General features: G+C 37.6%; 18 protein-coding genes. 1 reads left to right on the top strand and 17 read right to left on the bottom strand.

Features of this window, described 5'->3' with window-relative positions; all coding sequences use genetic code 11:
• Positions 1 to 485 (top strand): DDE-type integrase/transposase/recombinase (locus B9N78_RS13985; protein WP_137982549.1); only part of this gene is annotated, 485 nt, incomplete at its 5' end.
• 168 nt (positions 486 to 653) lie between these two features.
• Here the strand turns inward: B9N78_RS13985 and B9N78_RS13980 are convergent.
• From B9N78_RS13980 to B9N78_RS13900, 17 genes are all read right to left on the bottom strand, one after another.
• A complete protein-coding gene (locus B9N78_RS13980; protein WP_085103314.1) occupies positions 654 to 2,645 on the bottom strand; it encodes a hypothetical protein in 1,992 nt (663 codons plus the stop codon).
• Between the two features lie 81 nt (positions 2,646 to 2,726).
• The gene (locus tag B9N78_RS13975; RefSeq protein WP_085103312.1) at positions 2,727 to 4,721 is read right to left on the bottom strand and encodes a hypothetical protein; all 1,995 of its coding nucleotides are present in this window, start codon (positions 4,719 to 4,721) and stop codon (positions 2,727 to 2,729) included.
• Positions 4,722 to 4,772: 51 nt separating this feature from the next.
• On the bottom strand, positions 4,773 to 6,701 hold the full coding sequence (locus tag B9N78_RS13970; RefSeq protein ID WP_085103310.1) for a 6-hydroxymethylpterin diphosphokinase MptE-like protein: 1,929 nt from the start codon (positions 6,699 to 6,701) through the stop codon (positions 4,773 to 4,775).
• Positions 6,702 to 6,833: 132 nt separating this feature from the next.
• Positions 6,834 to 8,111 (bottom strand): radical SAM protein, encoded by a 1,278-nt coding sequence (locus B9N78_RS13965; RefSeq protein ID WP_085103308.1) that lies wholly within the window; start codon positions 8,109 to 8,111, stop codon positions 6,834 to 6,836.
• 67 nt (positions 8,112 to 8,178) lie between these two features.
• On the bottom strand, positions 8,179 to 9,438 hold the full coding sequence (locus B9N78_RS13960) for a radical SAM protein (protein ID WP_170921433.1): 1,260 nt from the start codon (positions 9,436 to 9,438) through the stop codon (positions 8,179 to 8,181).
• A gap of 266 nt (positions 9,439 to 9,704) precedes the next feature.
• Positions 9,705 to 10,772, bottom strand: coding sequence for a radical SAM protein (locus tag B9N78_RS13955; protein WP_085103304.1), 1,068 nt, complete (start codon positions 10,770 to 10,772; stop codon positions 9,705 to 9,707).
• A gap of 25 nt (positions 10,773 to 10,797) precedes the next feature.
• Positions 10,798 to 11,457, bottom strand: coding sequence for a class I SAM-dependent methyltransferase (locus tag B9N78_RS13950; RefSeq protein WP_085103302.1), 660 nt, complete (start codon positions 11,455 to 11,457; stop codon positions 10,798 to 10,800).
• A gap of 43 nt (positions 11,458 to 11,500) precedes the next feature.
• The gene (locus tag B9N78_RS13945; RefSeq protein WP_085103300.1) at positions 11,501 to 12,109 is read right to left on the bottom strand and encodes a hypothetical protein; all 609 of its coding nucleotides are present in this window, start codon (positions 12,107 to 12,109) and stop codon (positions 11,501 to 11,503) included.
• The gene (locus tag B9N78_RS13940; RefSeq protein WP_245805558.1) at positions 12,109 to 12,750 is read right to left on the bottom strand and encodes a class I SAM-dependent methyltransferase; all 642 of its coding nucleotides are present in this window, start codon (positions 12,748 to 12,750) and stop codon (positions 12,109 to 12,111) included. The genes B9N78_RS13945 and B9N78_RS13940 overlap by 1 nt, the downstream gene beginning before the upstream one ends.
• Before the next feature lie 32 nt (positions 12,751 to 12,782).
• Positions 12,783 to 13,706: a transketolase family protein gene (locus B9N78_RS13935; protein WP_085103298.1), complete on the bottom strand. Its 924-nt coding sequence runs from the start codon at positions 13,704 to 13,706 to the stop codon at positions 12,783 to 12,785.
• Positions 13,699 to 14,505 carry a transketolase gene (locus B9N78_RS13930; protein WP_085103296.1) on the bottom strand — a complete coding sequence of 269 codons (807 nt, stop codon included), beginning with the start codon at positions 14,503 to 14,505 and terminating at the stop codon, positions 13,699 to 13,701. The genes B9N78_RS13935 and B9N78_RS13930 overlap by 8 nt, the downstream gene beginning before the upstream one ends.
• Before the next feature lie 54 nt (positions 14,506 to 14,559).
• Positions 14,560 to 15,591 (bottom strand): hypothetical protein, encoded by a 1,032-nt coding sequence (locus B9N78_RS13925; protein ID WP_085103294.1) that lies wholly within the window; start codon positions 15,589 to 15,591, stop codon positions 14,560 to 14,562.
• A complete protein-coding gene (locus tag B9N78_RS13920) occupies positions 15,578 to 16,207 on the bottom strand; it encodes a hypothetical protein (RefSeq protein ID WP_085103292.1) in 630 nt (209 codons plus the stop codon). The genes B9N78_RS13925 and B9N78_RS13920 overlap by 14 nt, the downstream gene beginning before the upstream one ends.
• Positions 16,208 to 16,216: 9 nt before the next feature.
• Complete coding sequence (locus B9N78_RS13915) at positions 16,217 to 17,290, bottom strand: radical SAM protein (RefSeq protein WP_085103290.1); 1,074 nt, start codon at positions 17,288 to 17,290, stop codon at positions 16,217 to 16,219.
• A 20-nt stretch (positions 17,291 to 17,310) separates the two neighbouring features.
• Positions 17,311 to 17,868 (bottom strand): SIS domain-containing protein, encoded by a 558-nt coding sequence (locus B9N78_RS13910; RefSeq protein ID WP_085103288.1) that lies wholly within the window; start codon positions 17,866 to 17,868, stop codon positions 17,311 to 17,313.
• Between the two features lie 4 nt (positions 17,869 to 17,872).
• Positions 17,873 to 18,868 (bottom strand): GSU2086 family protein, encoded by a 996-nt coding sequence (locus tag B9N78_RS13905; protein WP_085103286.1) that lies wholly within the window; start codon positions 18,866 to 18,868, stop codon positions 17,873 to 17,875.
• Positions 18,869 to 18,879: 11 nt separating this feature from the next.
• A complete protein-coding gene (locus tag B9N78_RS13900; protein ID WP_085103284.1) occupies positions 18,880 to 20,409 on the bottom strand; it encodes a PfkB family carbohydrate kinase in 1,530 nt (509 codons plus the stop codon).
• Between the last annotated feature and the right edge of the window lie 42 nt (positions 20,410 to 20,451).

Raw genomic sequence — 20,451 nt, 5'->3', positions numbered from 1 at the left:
CGACTGCAATCAACCAGTCTTGGTCCATGGATTTTATGCACGATCAGCTTCAATATGGTCGTAATTTTCGTCTTTTCAATGTGATTGATGACTTTTACCGTGAGGGACTCACAATTGATGTAGACTTTTCCTTGCCATCTGAACGAATTATTCGTGCGTTGGATCAGATCATTGAATGGCGAGGCAAGCCCATAGCGATACGTTGCGACAACGGGCCGGAGTATATCAGCCATAAGCTGCAAGCCTGGGCTGAAAAGCACGCGATATGTTTGGATTACATTCAGCCTGGCAACCCTCAGCAAAATGCTTATGTCGAGCGATTCAACCGAACTGTGCGGTATGATTGGCTCGCACAATATTTGTTCGAGAGCATCAATGAGGTCCAGGAGCACGCAACAAAATGGCTCTGGACATACAACAACGAACGGTCCAATATGGGCATTGGTGGCATTACCCCGATGCAAAAACTAAGAATGGCCGCATAGCCTCTACTTTTAAGAGCCATTAAAAATGGGATGATTACCATTCTAGTGTATACTATTAAAACAGTGGAAAGCGAGACACAACACATATTTAATCTTTCCTATTTTCAAATTGATCAGTTTTGTAAAAAAAATACTTATGTTGACCAGTTATGAGACCTATTCACTATACTATAATACTAAATCAATAGTTTCTTCGACAGCTTTAAAATACTTTTCACCGCGTTCAACATCAGCGTTAGAACTTTTAAACACAATTAGGCGGGTTCCCATGAATCTTGAAACAGGATCTATTGTCCCTTGTATCCAGTAGGAAGAACATTCTGAAGATCTTTTTTTCTTGCAATAATTACCTAATTCCGAATTCTCAGACACAATTTCAAAAAGCATCATTCCATCTATTTCATCAGCGAAAAGATATCTTCTCAATCCACCATCTACAGCTTTATAGGGAAGATCGGCATCAAGTGTAGAATCAATTTCTAATTTTTCGTTTTGGTAAATAAATAATGGGTTGCTTCCAAACATATTATGAATATACTGTTCATCATTATTCTTATACGTGTAATAGTTTGGCCATAATGGAGTATAATTAGCATCCATAGAGTGAACACTGAACGGATGTATATATTTTATTCCAACTGCAAATAAATCTATACTCGGTGCCTCAATAACTCTACCATCAGAAAACTCATGAACTATCTTTTCTACAAAAGACTCTTGAGAGACTTTAAATCCGGTACCAAATATAACATCATATCCTAAATCTAATTTATGTAATGCAGATTTAATATAATCAGCAGAAAAAATAAAATCAGCAAGCGGAATAAAAGCGACACTTCCACTTAGATAAGCTTCTTCAAGAGCATCATTTTGACAAATGCTCAGCATTGAATACTTGCAAAATGATTTATTTGTGCATTCCCTTTTTTTTATTACCGACTCAATCGAAACAAGCTCTGCAGAAACCAAACTACTTAAAATGTCCCATTCCTTGTAGCTCTTAACACATTCAAAATCTTGCTCCCGAGTGTAAATTGTAAAACTTACCTGATGCTCATTTGCTGCATATGGAATATTCCCCGAAGCAAAGAGAGACCGCAATCCTACTTCCATGAAATTCTTAATATATATTTCTCCCCATACAGGAGTTGAACACTTAAGACTGACCTTTCTTTTTTTAAGGTCAGGGCGAACTTTCCTACGCTTCCACTTATTTATCAAGAGTGTTCTGTTTTTCCCTTCAATTTCTTTCGCTGAGGCTAGCAAAGACTTAGACTCAGGTGAAAAATAGCACGCTCGAGAGACAGACTCTTGTGCTCCTTCATAATCACCAGATATAGCCTGCAATTCAGCATACTTTGCTAAGGATTGATGACAACAAGGATAAAGTAACAAGGCAGGTTTAAATACATTTACAGCATCCTTAAACAGATTCTCATGAATAAGTAAACAGGCGGCAATATCTCTTGCAATAGTAAAAAAAGGAAATCTTTCAGCTAGCTCAATTAATTTTTCCACTTTCCCATTCGTTGCATCAATCGCTTTCACCAACTCAGCTTCAAGATATTCTCCTAAACATTTTTCTTGACCCATAAGAAGATTTATAACTTCAACATTTGAAAATTTCCGCGCACTTTCAAGTCTCTTTAAACTTTCTTTAACCCTTCGATTAATGACATTGGCAACTTTGGTGTAATAGAGAGCAACCTCCCCCTTAAATCCCACACTCTTAGCCAACATTTTATAAGAAAAATCCCAATTTCTATCATCTTTTACATATAAAAGGACATCATATAAATTCAACACATTTAGCTCAGGATTTTGCAAATATATTACTTTCAAGACATCAAAAGTAAATTGCGGGGGAACTGTATTGATTATTATACCTAACTCAATAAAGTCAGAAATTTGATCAGGCTTAAAAATCTTAATATCTTTAGTGGCAAAGACGGAACCAGCATCAAAACATAAGATTTCCAAAACAGAGTTAAAACATTTGAGTCTGGTGAATATTTTAACACCAGCCTCCCCCATTCCGTAAATGCCTATTTTAAACCTTTCTTTCTGGATGTCAGATAAGTACTCAACAATTTCTTCAAGATATTGATCAGGTAGACGATTGTCAGCCATATACTCAAAATTAAAATTTTTGATTTTCATAAAACCCTAAGTGGAGTAAATCCAATTTGTAAAGAATTAAATAAGAATATGTAACACTCTTAAGTCGTTATAACTAATCATCTATAGAACGAGACTTATGGATTCACGAATGAATTCACTGTAAACCTCATCTCTAAATTTAGTGGATTTACTCTTTTTATACTGCATCACCCTTGTTCCAAAGTATCTGAGTAATGGGTCAACTCTTCCATATATCCAGTAGGCACATTCATCTAATTTTCTATTTCTCTTAACATACCTATCAATTTCTGAATTTTCGTCAACAATTTCAAAGAGAAACATACCATCAATATCATCTGAAAACGCATACTGACCTAATCCCCCATCTGTTGCCCTGTATGGTAAATCAGCATCAAAAGTCGTATCCATTTGTAAATTTAAATTACGAGGGAAAATAAAGACTGGATTATTACCATAAATAGAATATAAAATATTTCCAAATTCATCTTCATAGACAAAATAATTAGGGAAAATAGGCGTATGATTTTTGCTTTTAGCTTTAGAACTAAATGGATGCATGGATGAAATCCCAAGCTCTAAAAAATCTTCATCTGGAACTTCAAAAATATTATTTTTCATGAATTCAGGATTAACATTTTTATGTATCTTCTGAAGGGAAGCACGGAGACCAGTAGAAAAAACTACATCATATCCCATCTCTAACTTTAGCAACGCTTTTTTGACAAAATTATTAGAGAAAATAAAATCAGCAAGTAAAATAAATAAAGCACTTCCATCCTTAGCTGACCGTTCAAGAGCATAATTATGACAAATAGACATATGAGAATATTTATTCGTAAAATTAAACCTATCCTGAAAATCTTGCGTAATCGAATCAATATCTATTAGTTCAACGGGAACAACCGAGTTTAAAATTTCCCACTGAGGATAACTGCGTATTATATCAAATTCATTTTCATACGAATATATCTCGAAGCAAATATCGTACCTTTTAGAAGTGTAAGGAATGTTTCCAGAAGAAAGCAAAGAACCTAAGCAAAGTTCCATAAAAATTTTAATAAATTTTTCTCCCCATACAGGAACAGCACATCTCAAACTTACCTTTCGTTTTTTCAGAACGGGCCTTACCTCTCTAGCATTCCATTTTTTTCTTATTCTCCTTAAATTTCCTAGTTCAAGGTCTTTAGAAAGTTCATTAAGCTCCAATGAATTAGGGAAAAAGAATAGGCCTTCGCATATATTTCTTTTTGACTCTTCAAAATTTCCACAGAGGGCTTGTAGTTCAGCCATTTTTTGCAAAGAAAAACGGCAGCAGGGGTACATATCTAAAGAAGGCTTAAAGACTTTAACTGCATCCTGAAATTTTCCTTCTTTTATAAGCAAGGTAGCTGCGGCATCTCTAGCGATTGTGAAAAACGGGAAACGTTCTGCAAGGGTTAAAAAACCTTCGATACGATTTTCACCTAAATGCACAATTTTTTCAAATTCTTTATTTAAATATTCCCCAAGACAGCACTGCTCGCGCTCAAGTTCTTCTAAAATTTCTGAAGGAGACACTACTCTTTGACTTTCTATCTTTGCTAAAACGGTTTTAACCCGCTTATTAATTATGCTTGCAATAAGTTTATGATATTCAGCAAGTGGCCCTTTTAGGTCATTATCCTTAACTAAAATTCTATAAGAATAATCCCAATTCCTGTTATCGGATAAATATGCTGAAAGATCATACAAATTTAAAATAGCTAATTTCTCATTTTTACTCATAATATATTTATTTATATCAAATAAATATTGAGGGGGAGCCGTGTTGATAATCAGATCAATTTCATGGAAATCGCTTATGTAGTCAGGTGAATAAACAGTAGTAGAAATGTTTAAATTTTCAAACTGTGCATCAAAACAAGCGCTAACGCTGACTTCGCTCTCCTTCGAAAGTCGTGATAAAATTTTTTGCCCAGCTTTGCCCATTCCATAAACAGCTATTTTTATCCCACTTTTCGAGAACTCCAACAATAATTTAACCAAGCGTTCAAGATTATCAGCTGGCAATCTATCCTTTTCATCATAATAAAAATTCATATTATAAAGCTTCAAAACAACACTTCCTTATCTTTCACTAAAATGATCACCAAATTGTTAGAAATTTTACTCGAGCAATATCCACCTATCAGCTGGCAATAAATCTAACACATAAGAAAACTCTTGGTACAATTTTTTGCTCACAAGCGCACAACTATTCTCAACCATATGGCACAAACGGCCCGGTAAAAAGACGTGCAAACAGCTAGAAGTATGACCAATACTACCAGTTTTATCTATATATGCTGATAAAGGATAGTTTGGGTTAGAACCTTCTATAGCTGAAGGCACATAACACGTTACGACTTTAATAATTGAATTTGGAAAATATCTACAGTATTGAGTTTCTGCAGCACGACGGACTAAATCAACTTCATCTGGAAGAGAAAAAACTTGTATTGGTTTACCAAGCTCAAGATTCTTAAATAGGTTGGCTTGTGCCACAGCCTTATGTAATAATTTGGCCCATTTATGCCCAGACTCAACAGCTGAGCGTAAAGGCATATTATTGGAAACACTAGTTAACTCAGGATAATTTTCAGTATTTAGTTTTGAAAACACAGCGGGGAATTTCATATTTTTCACAGCATTCATCAACGAATCATACAAAAAACTGTTCTTCACCCCTTCATCATCCTCGGTTGCAAGGCAATAACCAATTCTACACGCTTCTGCCTCAACAATTCTGATCAAATCCTTAGTATTAGCTATAAACGCATCATAATCAAATTTTTCACGTGTTAACAAAGCATTATCTAAAATTTGATAAACTTTATTTCTATCTAGCAAAGAATAGTTGTTAATAAGATGTCTTTCCCCGTTTATGTTGAAAACCTCTGAATTAAGTATGCCCTGATCGTTAAGTAGATGAAAATTAGTTCCAACGGTCTTTGATATCTCACGCGCAAAAATTTCTGCCTCATGAGCAATAGCAAAGTATGTAAAAAAAGTACTTGCAATTCTCCCTGTTACATCTGGGACGTGAAATGGTAAGCTTATGTGAGCACAGACTTTAATCGGCTCATCAGGAGGATAAAAAGGAACATCGTCAAGTGAAATATCATGCGCAGTATTTTTTGCATAAACAGGGTTACTTCCAGAATTAGCAGGAAATTCATCATTAAGGCTTAATTCTGAATCATACCAACAACTGTCCATTCCAGCGAGATACACATCTGGGGCATGCAAAGCCTCAGCAAGCCCTAAAGCCGCAAGCACACAACTTAGCCATGATTCACGAAGACGATACGTGTTAGGGATATAATTTAGGTCAAAACTGTCAAATAAAAAAACACCCCTAAAATTATTCACAATCTGTGATATATTCGCAACACTTAATGAAATCAGATAAGTATTTTCCCATTTTTCAGCTTGCGGAGTAAAGTGAGCCATTCTATATGATGAATCCAGTAGCAGAGCAAAATCAGGAGAAATTCCATACTCGCGCAAAATAGGTAACACGCGTGTAACACAAACAATCAAAGCCCGTTGCTTCAGCTCAATTAAGTGCGGTAAAATACTTTTTAAAGACGGCCCAGGGCCAAGGATAATTACAGGAAGGCCAATTCGCAAAGCTTCAATTTTATCACAAAGAGGGGCGCGAACATAAATAGGTAAATTAGCTGCCTTACATATTTCCCTCAAAATCATTACATTATTTTTTCCCTTTCGCACTCCTAATAAATCTGGAATTGTTTCACTTCTTGTTGGGTGATCAATGAACTTAGCATACAAAAAAGCAAGATGCCTTTGAATTCTATCTATTATTATTTTTCTCGAAGAATAGCACTCTTTCCCTATTATTATAATTACGCCTTCTTTTAGCAAAATAGGATCTATTTCTTGTATAACTTCTAATACTTTTTCAGAAACTGATGGGAAATACATTTTTTTACTGCGTGGGACGTTTGATGGGATTTTAACTTTACCAAGAGCTATCACAAACGAATTATCAGTATATTCTTCAAGAAAGTTAATTTTTGTTACAAACCCCATAACCACCTCTTAAATCGATCACTTATACTAAAAACAATACCAACAAACCTAGTAATACTCATATCACCTTAAAAGATAAAAAACTAACATATATAAAACTGCATATAATTGAACACCATTTTGTAACGTTTTTCATGGTCTCATATAGCCATATGGTACTCTATAAGGAAAATCGCACTTCTGACAAAGCGTATTAGCATCAATATTACCTGAACAAAGTGAATCAATAATATCAATGTGAATCTTACTTGTTGCTAAATCTGCCAGTGAATCTTCTTCTATATTTCCAAGCTTCAGTGTTTTGTCATAGTTTAAACATCCACACGGAGCTACATCTCCGTCAACATAGACGACCCAACGTCTGACAAACTCGCAAAACCTTACTTGGCTGTCGTCTATAGGCATCAATGTATAAAAATTTCTTCTCGGGTGAAAAACGCCTAACTCAACTGCCCCTCTCCAGTTTTTAGCGATTTCAACAACAAATTCATCTGGAGAAAGGGATAGATTTCTCAAAAACTTACGACTCAAATTCAAGTCATCTAGAGAATCAGAAGTAAGAACTCCTTTCACAGAAAAAAGTGGAGGTGTTTTCATTTTAGAAATCTTACTTTTCAAAGAGCGTATACTGGCTATCGTCTCCTCAAATTTTGCTCCAACATAAACCGATTCATAACTTTCTTTATTGTGACCACTAAATGACAGCCCTATTTCTGAAACACCACTATCCAACAAAGAATTTATTTTATCCTCAGTAAGAAGAGTTCCATTTGTAATAAGTGTAACTCTGAACCCTTCATTTGATGCAACCTTTATATAATCTAAAGCCTTTGGGTGTAGTAAAGGTTCACCGCGTGGCCCATAAAAATGAAGTTCATGAACCCCATTTATTTTACATTGCTCCAACGTTTTAAAAAAAATACGATCTTCCATAAACCCAGAAGAACTTCTCCACTTCTCATGTGCACACATTGTGCATTTTAGGTTGCATAATGCAGATATTTGCAACAACATAATCGAAGGGAGATAATTATTATCAACCAACAATTTTCGCTGAAATGAATTAAATTCTTCATTAGATAAAACAAAATTTAAAAAATAATGATCATCAAGAGCTATAAATTTTTTTATATCCAATTTACAAAGAGTTTCTATAATCTCATTAGAAAATTGTGATGCAATCACTATCAAGTCATACTTATCTTTTAACAGTCCAACATCATTCACATTTACAACATTTATACCTTCAAACTCCCCATTCTTAAAAGAATCTATAAAGAAAGGAATACTATTTCCTCGTTGCGACTTTTCTAAATAACCTTTGAGCATAGCCCCGAGACGACCAGCTCCATATATTGCGATTCTAGCCTGGGTTGGGATTGCCTCAATAGGCTGCTTTCTATATTTCATACTTTCCCCTCCTTCAATAACAATTTAGCTTTCATGTTCATCACAAAATCTAAACAGTAATTGATAATTATGCTCGACGATATGGGAGATCACACTTTCTACAAAGATCTAAATGTCTTACATTTCCAGACACAAAGGATTCGATTAAGGATGTGTTAATTTCACTTTTTGCCATATCTGCGAACTCGCCAGTACGAATGTTACCCAAAATGTTTAATTTGCGATAATTTCTGCACCCGCATGGCCCCACAAGCCCATCTGTGTAAACAACCCACGCATCAAGTCCTGTGCAAAGAGTCAAGGCATGATCATCAATTGGCAATAATGTATTGATCTCAATCAGCGGGTAATATATTCCTAAATTGCTTCCACCTGCAAAATTATCCGCTAAACTTATACTTATTTCTGAATCAGAATACCCTAGCTCTTTTAAAAATAAAATATTTCTATCTCTGGCATTGTTATCATTATCAATAACAGTTCCACGCACGCTTACAAGTGGAGGATTTCTCATTTTAAGAGTTTTTTCCTTTAGTGCAAGCAAACACTCAACAGCGTGTTCAAAAGAGGCTCCAACGTAAACACTCTCATAACTTTTCTTATCGGAACCGCAAAATGATATATCTATAGCTGAAAATCCAGATTCAAGCAGTTCATCAATATTACCAGAGTTAAGCAGAACTGCATTTGTTGAAAAATACATATTAAAATCTTTTTCAGAGGCAATGCGAGAAAATTCAAAAAAATTTTTATGTAATAAGGATTCTCCTCTAGAACTACCCAAAGTAATATTGCTGACATCATTTTTTTTACATTCTTCAAGCACTCTTAAAAAAACATCTTTGTCCATAAAAGGTTTGTCAATTGTCCATTCCCCATGAGGGCACATTTTGCACTTTAAATTGCAAACCGACGACAGCTGAATTAAAACTCTATTAGGTAAATAATTTCTACTCTGCATCCGTCTATGTTGCATCCCATTGAATTCGCTTATACTCAAGTCGCGATTAAAAAACTCAACTTTATTAATAATTATATAATTAGTGATCTTCTGAGAGTATAAATTTTCAACTATTTCTTTAGAAAAATCTGAAGCAACTACGACAACATCAAAATCAAAGGTTTCTTTTCCGATTCTATGAATATTAACTACAGGCAAGCCACAAAATTCACCCTCACCAAATGAATCAAAAAAACATGTAACATGATTACCCTGGCCTCGCTGTTCAAGGTGCTCTTTTACTGTTCTTCCAAATTCACCTGCCCCATAGATAGCTATATTTGTATTAGACGGGATTGAACGTACAGATCTTTCCTGAAATTTCATTATGTCTCCTTTTAACAAAAAACTGTTATAGTCACTTAAAGTAAATAAATTCGTAATCATCTGTAAGGACGAACGATTTAAACACCAACGCCAATTCGCCACTATCAAAAAAAGAATCACGGGTGACAAACACAGTATTATAAATTAAACAATCCTAATCCATTCATATCAATTCCAGTACATATATGAAAGTTTTCCAACTGGCCTCATAATATTCTATAAAAGTGCTATCTTTTCAATCGGAATGCCAGTTTAGCTTTATTAATTTAAACAAAAGCCAGATGATTCGGGTCAGCATCCAAATACTCATGAATTAACATATTTTTGCTATTGGAAACGCAATGGTGATTACAGTCACGTGAAGGCTTAATTTTAAAAAACTTATCGTTCCCATTAAACCAGAAATCCTTGAAGCGCTGGTCCGTTAGTTCACCTAGCACCCCACAATCAAGGTTGTATGCTTTATCCTGACAGGAATACACGCGCAGATCAGCTCCTATAACCGGAAGAATCTGCTGGTATGGACACCAATCATATTTGGTCTCAAATTCTTCATCAAGGTGGTGGTAGGAGTCAAAAACCTCAAAACTGTCATCAGCCAAGTCTTCAACTGCTTGCTGGGTTTCTTCTTTGACCTTCTCAAAAATAGGAGCATGATAAGCATTGTTTGCATCGCCTTCATTACTCACAACGCAAGCGGAAAATTTCACACTGTCTACGCCTATTTCTTTGAGTTTTTTGCCCATCTCAAAAACATGTTCAGCGTTTTCTCTGTTTACAATATAACTGACTCCAAGAAAGCACTCTCCACCCATTTTTTTAAAGTTCTCTATATTTTTAATGACATTTGAGAATTCCTCTCTAGGAACACTTCTAAATTTGGCATAACTCGGACCATCCCAGCCATCCATAGAAATTCGAACCCATGTTCCATGCTTTGCAAAAACTTCAGCAGCATCACCTTTAAGCAGTCCACCATTGGTTAAAGAGGCAATACGTATACCTCCATCAACTAAACTCTGCGCGGTCTTCGCAAGATATGGATAGCAAAAAGGTTCCCCGCCTCCGCTAAAAGTCACAGCTTTGACCCCCATCTCAATGCAATCCTCTACAATTTCATCCATTTTTTTTGCAGGGATTTTATCTTTTATTACCATATCCTTACCAAGTTGCATATTCTTATTTCGGTAGACACAATAAGAACAATTATGATTGCAAAGATTTGTAGGCTTAATACGAATATGGATAGGGGCTTTTATTTCGGAAGAATCTTGTGAGAGAGAATCCAGTTTATCTTGATAATGAAAAATCTTAAGGCCTGTATAGAGCTGCATTAAAAACCTCTGCTAATTATAAAAATTACTCAAAGTAAATAAATTCGTAATCCCCGGTGAAACCGAATTCATTAAACACCCACACCCATTCGTCCTTATCAAAAAAGGACTCACAAGTAAGTGCCCAGCATTGTAGATTAAACTGTTCTAATTCATTCCTGTAACTTTCAGTGCACATATAAGATCTTTTACCAACTCGTTCCATTTCCTGAAGAGAGTTCTTTAAATCAAAAATTTGCAGGTTGTGCAGAGTGTTAACAGAAATAACAAGATCAAATTCATTATCTGCAAAAGGGAACGGATATTCAGCGCGATGGACAAAAAGCTTATCTCTGATCTCTTCTTTTGCATCGCCTAATCCGTGTCGGGAAATATCAAACCCCAGTACGTCCATACCCAAAAGATACAATTCATAAAGGAGATATGCTTTCCCGCAACCAACATCTAAAATTTTTGATCCTTTTTTGAGGCTATAGTGATCAATCAATCCCTGAGCTATAGGGGCCCAATACCCGGCTTTATAACTATACCCCCCATACCCATAACGACGGTCACCGTCCCAATAGTCAAATTCATACACTTTTGCTTTAAGCATGCATTCAACTTTTTCATCCATCATACGTGGAAGGTATTCACGAGTTGTACTTTTATGTAACGGTGTAATAAGGTTCAGCAAATTGCCCATATTCGTTTCTGCCTACTTTGTTTTTTGAGGTAAATTTTGACCTCTAACAGGCCACAACAATCACAGCATCAACAGGACTGATACAAGGATGATGTTGTCCATTTCCAAACATAAAAACATGTTTGAAATTAGTGGCAGCGGTTTCTTTCAAAGCAGTTGAAAGAGTGCTACCAACGCCTCCAGCGACAACAACACCTCCAGCTACTAGCACTGAAGCAGCGTCAGCAAAGAAAACATTCCAATCTTCCTTGCTCCGCGTGCTGTCTATATCAAACGAAACAATTCCGCCAAATTCATTCTCAGCTGACATCAATATTTCACTATTCTTTTCAAATATAATTTTTTCGTCTGGCCATGCTGATCTGACGGCTTCGTAAGAATCACCGGAAGGAAGAACAGCGACGACATTTCCTGTTTCACAGGCAACAGTCCATCCCCCCAGCCCCTCAAGAGGATCAAAAACAAGAGTGCGATCTTTGCGTCCAATCATTTTTCCGGCAAACTTAAACCATGAAACATGCCACATAAGTGAATAAGGATTTTCGTTGAACGCATTAGACAGCTTAGGAGTGAGCGGCCCATGATCGTCACCGAATTCATGAATCATTTCAGCCCAGATAGCTGCAGGATTTATATTTTTCTGACCGGACATCAAGCCTCCTGATCCAATTTTGAGCAACCTACAGCGAACAGATAATGCGACATAGGATAGTAACCGGTATGAACGATTTCATCATTCATTGAAAAAATGAACACTGTACGAAAATGCTTTTCCATCGTGGACTTTAATCTTTGAGCGTCAAACATGTTAACATGCCCTTTAAGACTTTCAGGCGATGCGTATGGAGTACTGGTAATATTCGGAGTTCCGAGAACGCAAACCCCATTATCACTGAGATTATTGACTATGGCCTTAAAAAAATTTTCTTCATCTTCGCCTGCCAAAATATGCTCAACGACATCTAAGCTGACAACGCCATCAAAAAAACCTTCAGTGAGTTCTAAAAAATTTCCGACTTTAAAACGGACATCAGGAGTAGAAAAATTCTTATTAGCGGCTTCAACGGCGGGTGTATCAAGATCAAGTCCCAAATATTTCTTCCTTCCTCCATGCAACATGGAGGCCCCTATTCCTTCACTACATCCAAATTCAAGAATACTGCGGCAGGATTCAGTCATCTGGGCGGCAAAAGCGTAACGGGCATAAATAAAAGCAAGACGTTTAGGATCTTTTTTAAGATTGTGAGCCATATGCGGCGAGAGCCTGATTTTCCGATCAGTATGCATTGTCATATGTATATCTCCGAGAAGGCCTCATCAAGGGTTTACCTGTTTATCAATTCTTTTACTACAGCTGCAATATTCACCGACGTAATACCCGCTGCTGCAAGATGCTCAAGCTGAGCTCCATAATGAGACGAAAAAGAATCAGGAAGACCTATACGTTTGAATTTAAGAGGCTTATCAAGACATGCTTCTGCCAAAATCTCCGCAACGGCACCGCCAAGACCTCCGAGAACAGTATTTTCTTCTATGCAGACAACACACGAAGATTTACGCGCTCTTAAAATTATTGCATCTGAATCAAGAGGTTTTACAGTCGGAATATGTAAAATTGAAGCCTTAAGCCCTTCTCTTTCGAGTAAATCGCCTGCTTCTCTCATTGCGCCGAGAGTTATTCCACATCCCAAAATAAGAGCGTCATTTCCTTCGCTATAACTGTATGCCTTACCGATTTCGAAACTTTTCTCTTCGGTCACAATAGGATCATATCCTTTAGCAAGCCTTATAAAAAGAGGTCCCTGATGGTTAAGAGTTTCTGGCATGAGTCTCACCATTTCTTCAGCGTCAGCAGGGCAAAGGACTGTCATATTAGGAATACAACGCAAAATAGATAAATCCTCTGTAGCCCAATGCGTTGGTCCCAAGGGAGCGTAGACCATTCCACCGCCATTACCGATGAAACGGACATTCAGATTATGCAGACAAGCATCAAGGACAATTTGCTCATAGCAGCGGCGGGTGAGAAAGCTCTGAATAGTATTAACATAAACAATCTTACCTTCGTGAGCGAGTCCGCTTGCCATACCTACAACATGCGCCTCTGCAATGGCTTCCATAAAAAAACGATCCGGCATTTCTTTCTGAAAATTAATCAACGTCCCAGCGCCGAGGTCTGATCCGATAAAAACGACTCTTTCATCTTTCTTTGCAAGTTCGTAGACCTGCTCTAGGCAAGCTTTACGCATTATATTCCTCGATACATTTAATCATTTTTTCATACTCTTCAGCAGACATCTTTGTTTTATGATGCCAAGAAGGGTTACCCTCTGCAAATGGAAGCCCTTTCCCTTTAACAGTATGGCTGATTACAACTGAAGGTTTTTCTACGTCAAAAGGTAAAGAGGAAAAGACTTTTTCCAAGGCAGCAGTATCGTGTCCATCAACTTCTTTCACAGCAAAGCCGAAACTTTTCCATTTATCAGCAAAAGGCTCTAGGCCGGAAACCATTTCAGTACCGCCATAGGACTGCAGTTTATTATAATCCACAATTGCTGTAAGGTTACTTAATTTTTGTTTGCATCCGCTCATAGCGGCCTCCCAAACTGAGCCCTCACCGCACTCACCATCGCCCATAACTGTAAAGACACGGCTCTTGGAACCGTTAATTTTAAGCGCAGCAGCAATCCCCACGGCAAACGGCAATCCATGCCCGAGACTACCTGTTGCAAATTCAACACCGGGAATTTTTGCAGTAGGATGCCCACCTATAAGTCCATCGTAACTACAAAAGCTGAAAAGCTCTTTCTCTGTAATAAAACCTTTTTCTTCAAGCATAACATAGAGCGCTAGGCAGCCATGTCCTTTGCTTAAAATAAATCTGTCCCTATCAATACTTTCGGGATGTTCAGGATCATACTCCAAAATAGTATCATACAAGACTCGTAAAGTTTCAACGAGAGACATGGACGGACCGATGTGACCACGTCCAGCATTATATAACACATCCACTATTCTCTTTCTAAGTAACTTTGATCGCTGATCCAAAGTAATACTCCTGTTTAATTAAACAAATTAAAACATCTTAAATTATAATATGACCTATGAATCAAATATTAACTTCATAATCTTCTTATCAGAATTCAAAAATTTTTTTGCCTTATCAAGCTGAACTCGTCTAAGATCGTAATCACTGACAGCAGAATCGGATGCAAATTTACGTCTGGCCAAAGCCTCGTTAAAAAATTCATTAAGCAATATTAAGCACCACTTTAAACGGTAAAGAGGTAAAAAAATCTTAAATCGTGTTTCAAAATTTTGATCGTCAGAAAAAATATCAAACATCCCCTTATAAAAAGATGCGATTTCAAAATCACTTAATTCCATGGCTGGGTGCAATAAAAAATCCGACGTAGCTTTAACAGGATCATCCCACCCAAAATATTCAAAGTCCAAGAAGAACAAATCTCCCTGAAGGCTGCGTATCGAATTATGAAACCCAAAATCAGAAGGGCTGAGAAACCTCAGCTCTAGCGGCAACGGTAAATCCCATGAGTTTTCAGGAACGTTCTTTTTTGCAAAGTCCACACTTTCCTTGAAAACCTTTGAAAAATCACCTTCAAGGAATCCATGCATTTTCACAAACAAATCATCAGAGTGTGGAAGATTAGACAGCCGGTTAAATCTTCTATTTAAATTGTCAAAGATTTCTGTCAGCGAAAAACATGCTTCAGCGGCTCGTGATATTAAGCGAGCTTTATTGTGAATTGAGCAGGACTTCAACTGCCTTAAAAACTTAAGCACACTAGTAATATCTGCATTGGTTCGCAGTCTGACAGAAGAACCATGAATAAAAGAATAGATTGCAGCCTGCTCTTCACCACCAAATTCAATACATCGTGGAACATTTGCAACCCCGGATTGTCTCAAAAAAGACAATGCATCCCACTCTTGTTTTAGCCTGCTACGTCCGTCGGCTGTTGGTTGCATATAAAATTTAACAGCATATGACTCCCCCGACTTACAGTTGACGCGGTAAACTTTGCTGTTTTTACCAGCACAAATCCTTTGTGAAGAAAGAGTCTCTTTACCTAGAGCATTAAAAACAAACAATTTCGCTTTAGACTGCCCCATGATCTATTCCTTTGAAAACATGCTCGCCTATTTTCTCAAAAGAAGAAAAAACGGTTACGTCAGGTACAAAGCAATCTGCATCTTCTGGAGAAAACAAAATTTTAGTCACTCCATTAGGGAAATCAGGATCACTAAAAACTTCTTCAAGATCATCAATGAAAATCGAGTGATTCAGTTCAGATATTTTTTTAACTTTCTCGCTTCGAGTTGAAAGAAAAAAAACATCCTTGGTTGACATGGAAAGTCCATTCTCGGAAAAAAAACCATTTTCGGATAAAAAGAATAAAGCTTTCTTTCTCAAATCTACATTACTGTTTCCATAGTTGGGATACTGAGTTTTGTGGCTCACAATCTGAAAAGAATGCCCGGCACGCTTTAATGACAACAAGAAATCATACACTCCTGTCATAAGCTCAGCTTGGCCTACTGAATTACCGTAAACTTCAACCTGTAACTTTTGCCATTCCTCATCGCCATGCAAAAGCCTTATTTCATCGCGTATAACTCGTTTGTTTACCAAAGAAAGACTGCCGACAAGTTTTTTAGACAACGCAACATCATGAAATAATTTATCATACTTGATAATTGTATTATCCAGATCGATTCCGATTCGCACTGTAACTACCTATATAAAATTGGCGTGAGGGCCAGGATTACGCAATTCCCACAAATATTTGTTTATCTTATCCATCCGACAATTAACTCTGCAATTATGTGGATCCAAATTCTCTTTACACCATTTCATTGATTCAGCTCGCGTATCGCCGTTCCATATTTTTTCAAAGGTCTGCTCAAAAATATTACCATAATGAAAATGTTTGTTTTGCAAATAAACACTACAGCCCCAAACATTACCTACAGCATCAATATGCGCCCAAAAAGGCAAGGCGTTACAACGATTGTAAGAATGTTTCTTTTCATTCCATGATTTCATTGTATTTACTCTAAATACGACATTAAAACTATCTGTGCTATAAGCGTTCACTTTTGCAGCAAGTTCTGCATATCCATCATAAACAATATTCTTATATAAATCTCTCTCACTTTGAGGGTGATGTGAATATGGTTTAACCACTAGGTAGTCCAATCCAATTTCTCTGCACAGTACGGCAAGACCTTCGATCTCATGCTCATTCTCTGGAAGTAGTAAAATTTGTGCCCCTAATGTGCAGGATGCCTTTTGCTCCTTACGAATTTTAACAGCAGCAATAAGATTATCCACAACTTTATTAAAATCATCAGGGTCTGTTCTATGGACAGCCGCATATGTCTCAGGAGTTCCTGCATTTAAACTAACTTTAATCCAACTCACACTTGAAAGTATCCTCTCGCTTGCTTCTGGAGTCAGGAGCACAGCATTAGTGGTAAGAGCCACATCTATCCAAGATTCTTTAGTTTTCAATACGATCTCAACCATTTCTTTATTCAGAAAAGGCTCGCCTTCTCCTGCATACATAATACTCTTAACCCCCAATCTTCCCATCTCAGTTAAGCGAGGACTAAGCTTTTCAAAGTCCATGAAATCTGATTTATAGCCGGCAAAATCAACTCCGCAAAAACTACAGCGATGATTGCAGGCTCCTGAGGGCCCCAACTCCATGTACAAAGGATAAATTTTCTCACCATCCATCCAATCAGCAACACGCTTTGGGTGAAGCATTAATTTATGTGAATCTATCCTGAATTGATCGTTAGACATATCCAAACATCCTTGTAATTTTAAATTGAAACTGAATCCATCCAATAATGAAGGATACACGCATGACCTGTTTCAGCCATGCCGTATGTGCCGGCAGGAAGCCAAAAATTGAGATCACCGATTTGGCGCATTTTATTTTTAGGGTTCATAGCTGTCACTGTAACAACTGAAGCCCCTATTTCTGAAGCGAAACGGCATGCATTCACAACATTCGGGGAATTACCAGAACTGCTGATTGCAACAAGCATATCATGGGGTGTTAGTCTGCGCCGTAGCGGCTCAACAAAAATTTGATCGTATGCCAAATCATTTGCAACAGCGGTAAGAAGTGCCAGATCCGTAAAGACCTGTGTATGAACATGGGCATTTTTTGCAAGGTCGGCAGAAAAATGACTGGCCATAGAAGCACTTGCTCCGTTGCCTATCATATAAATAATGCGCCCGTTTTGGCGCAGATCAATTGTCATTTGCTTCCAGTAATCGAAAGCATGATCACAAGCTTTAATCCCGTCAACATCACAAGTAACTTCTAATGAGTCCAGACAATTCTGCAAAGAGTTTGTATGGTTACACCACAAAACGTTATCCTGCCTGTTGCTGGTTAGAGTAGAGTCTTCTGACGGCTGTCCATAACTCTGGGATTGTGTCGGCATGAAATCCACGGACATAGTAACTCCTCCCGCCATCGGCGACGGTCCTTACTAACATGGTTTTCCAAGGACGAAAGTAGTACTGAGCACTATTTTTAGGAGCCTCGGAGTTCACTTCTTCTGGAAGATCATGCAAATCACATACCAAGGTCGCAAAATGACAAATAGATTTATTATCTACAGCCTCAGATACTCTCGCAGCATTGCGAACCATGGAAAGAGCTTTTAGATAAATTTCCGGAGCCATTATTGCGCTTCCAAAATTCATCACAACACCGCCTTCAAGGGACTCAAGTTGCGCCGCAAAAATTAAAAAATCCGCATAACTAGCCTTACCGATAGCACCACCATCGCAATTGGGATGCTCGTGAACGATATCATAACCGATTCCCACGTGGACAGTAATTGGGATATTCAGTTCATAAGCTTTAGCAAAAAGGCTAATATCAGAATGAGGAAGCGTTTCTTCAACAATATACTTTCCAACAGCTTCGCCAAAACCCATTCCTGTTTTAACACCATCAGACACAATATCATTCAGCAGTCCTGTCTCCTGCCACAATCCGAACTGTCCATTTGAAATATATGTGGAAACACACTCCGTTGTGCTACCGTGAATGGCCAATTCAAAATCATGTATAGCGCACGCTCCATTTACAGCAATGCAGTTGATCAATCCCTCTTCCATAAGACTGAACAGATATTTTTGCATACCGGACCGCAAAACGTGAGCACCAAGCATGAGGATTCTCGCACGATCAGCCGCTTTTGCTGCTGCCAAATCTTCGGCTATTTTTATAAATGATGGATGCACCTTTTCGCGAAAAACAGGTTCCTGCACAATGTCAGTTTCAAGCAAACTGTTTCGCTCAGCAAGCGGAAGAAGAGTAAGCTTAGACCTGTCAAACAATCTGTATTTACTTGGCATAAATGTATCTTTTATTTAAGAGTAGCGGTTATATACTTTTGCATAGCCTGCTTACCAATGGACTTATCATTCCCCATAATTTGAACGGCCAAGGCCCCTGCAACATTACCAAAGAAGCCGACAAGCTCCTCATGAAGTCCCATACAAGCGGCCATTGCAGAAACAGAAAACAATGCATCTCCAGCGCCGACTCTATCAACCACATTAGAATTAAACGACGGAACTCTGACAAACTCGCTTACAGGATTCCATAATGAACATCCACGACTACCTTCAGTAACCATTGATAACTTCACCCCGAGATTTTCACCAACTTCAATAAGCAGTGGTCGCAAATCACTGACTTGATCACGAGTTTCAAGGCGCAGCTCATGCTCTGCAAGAGAAAAGAAATCAACATGAGGGTATTTACCGATCGTATTAAACCCTCTATTTCCAGCATTAGCCTGTGTATTCACAGCAAGATAAGGTGTCTTTCCGGACAAGAGTTCAACCATGGAAGGAGTAATAATACCATGTCCGAAATCGGCAACAATAACAAGATCATAGCCATTCAAATGTTGTTCAAGTTGCTCACATAAAGCTTTATCAACTTTTTTAGGCAATGGATCATCATTCATAATATAGATTTCCATCACTTTGCTAAGTGAATATCCGTCAATAAATCTCCGCTTTAGTATGGTGGGAGAGCCAGGCTGCGTAAAAAAATGTGGAACAATCTTAGAATTGAGTTTCTCTCTGATAAATTCTTCATGTCGTTCCTTTTCTCCAAGCATTGAGAAAAGCGTAACCTCACCTGCAAAATTAGCAACATGGTTTGCAATAGCTAAAGCTCCGCCAGCGTACATTTCATGAGATTGATACTTTAGAGCAAGGATAGGATCTTTTGATGATTTTCCTAAAGCTGAAGCAATCTGATACTCATCAAGAATAGTATCCCCAACAACCAAAACTTTTAACTCTTCCATCTTGTCTAGCATGCCGAGTATCTCGTTTAGCTCATAACGAGTCCTGAACATTCTAAGATACTCATCCATCTCTTCACTATTTTTAGTAAGATAGCGATTTATTAAATTCGAAGAACTAAAAACTATATCTGAAGTAAAAACAAGCTCAGCACCAATTTCTTTAACAACATCAGCCTCTATACCGATCTTTCCTACAGTATCGCCCTCAACATCCTTAAACTCATCGCCCTTAGCATAAATATCGGGACGAATAAGACGCAATGTCTCTACAGCTGTAGGCCATTCATTAATAGTTACAAAGTCCGTCTGCCCAAGAGAGGCTAATGCTTCTGCTCGCAAAATTTCAGTAAAAGCAGGACGGTCTGGTCCTTTATCAACAAATCTATCAGGAGTAAGGCTGACAATTAGAATATCACCGTGCTCTTTAGCCTGATTTAAATACCTGATATGACCAATATGCAGGAGGTCAAAAACTCCATGACAAAGCACTATTTTCTTGCCTTGCCCCTTAAGATCTGCAGAAATTTCTGCTAGTTCAGATACACTTTTAATTTTTTTTTCGATACTGGTCATATCAGCTTCGTCCTTTAATCTTTATAACAAAAAATTGAACCT

The organism is Desulfovibrio gilichinskyi (assembly GCF_900177375.1).
GTDB lineage: Bacteria > Desulfobacterota > Desulfovibrionia > Desulfovibrionales > Desulfovibrionaceae > Maridesulfovibrio > Maridesulfovibrio gilichinskyi.
Note: the sequence above shows the minus strand (reverse complement) of the source record. Positions and strands in the feature narration are given on the sequence as shown.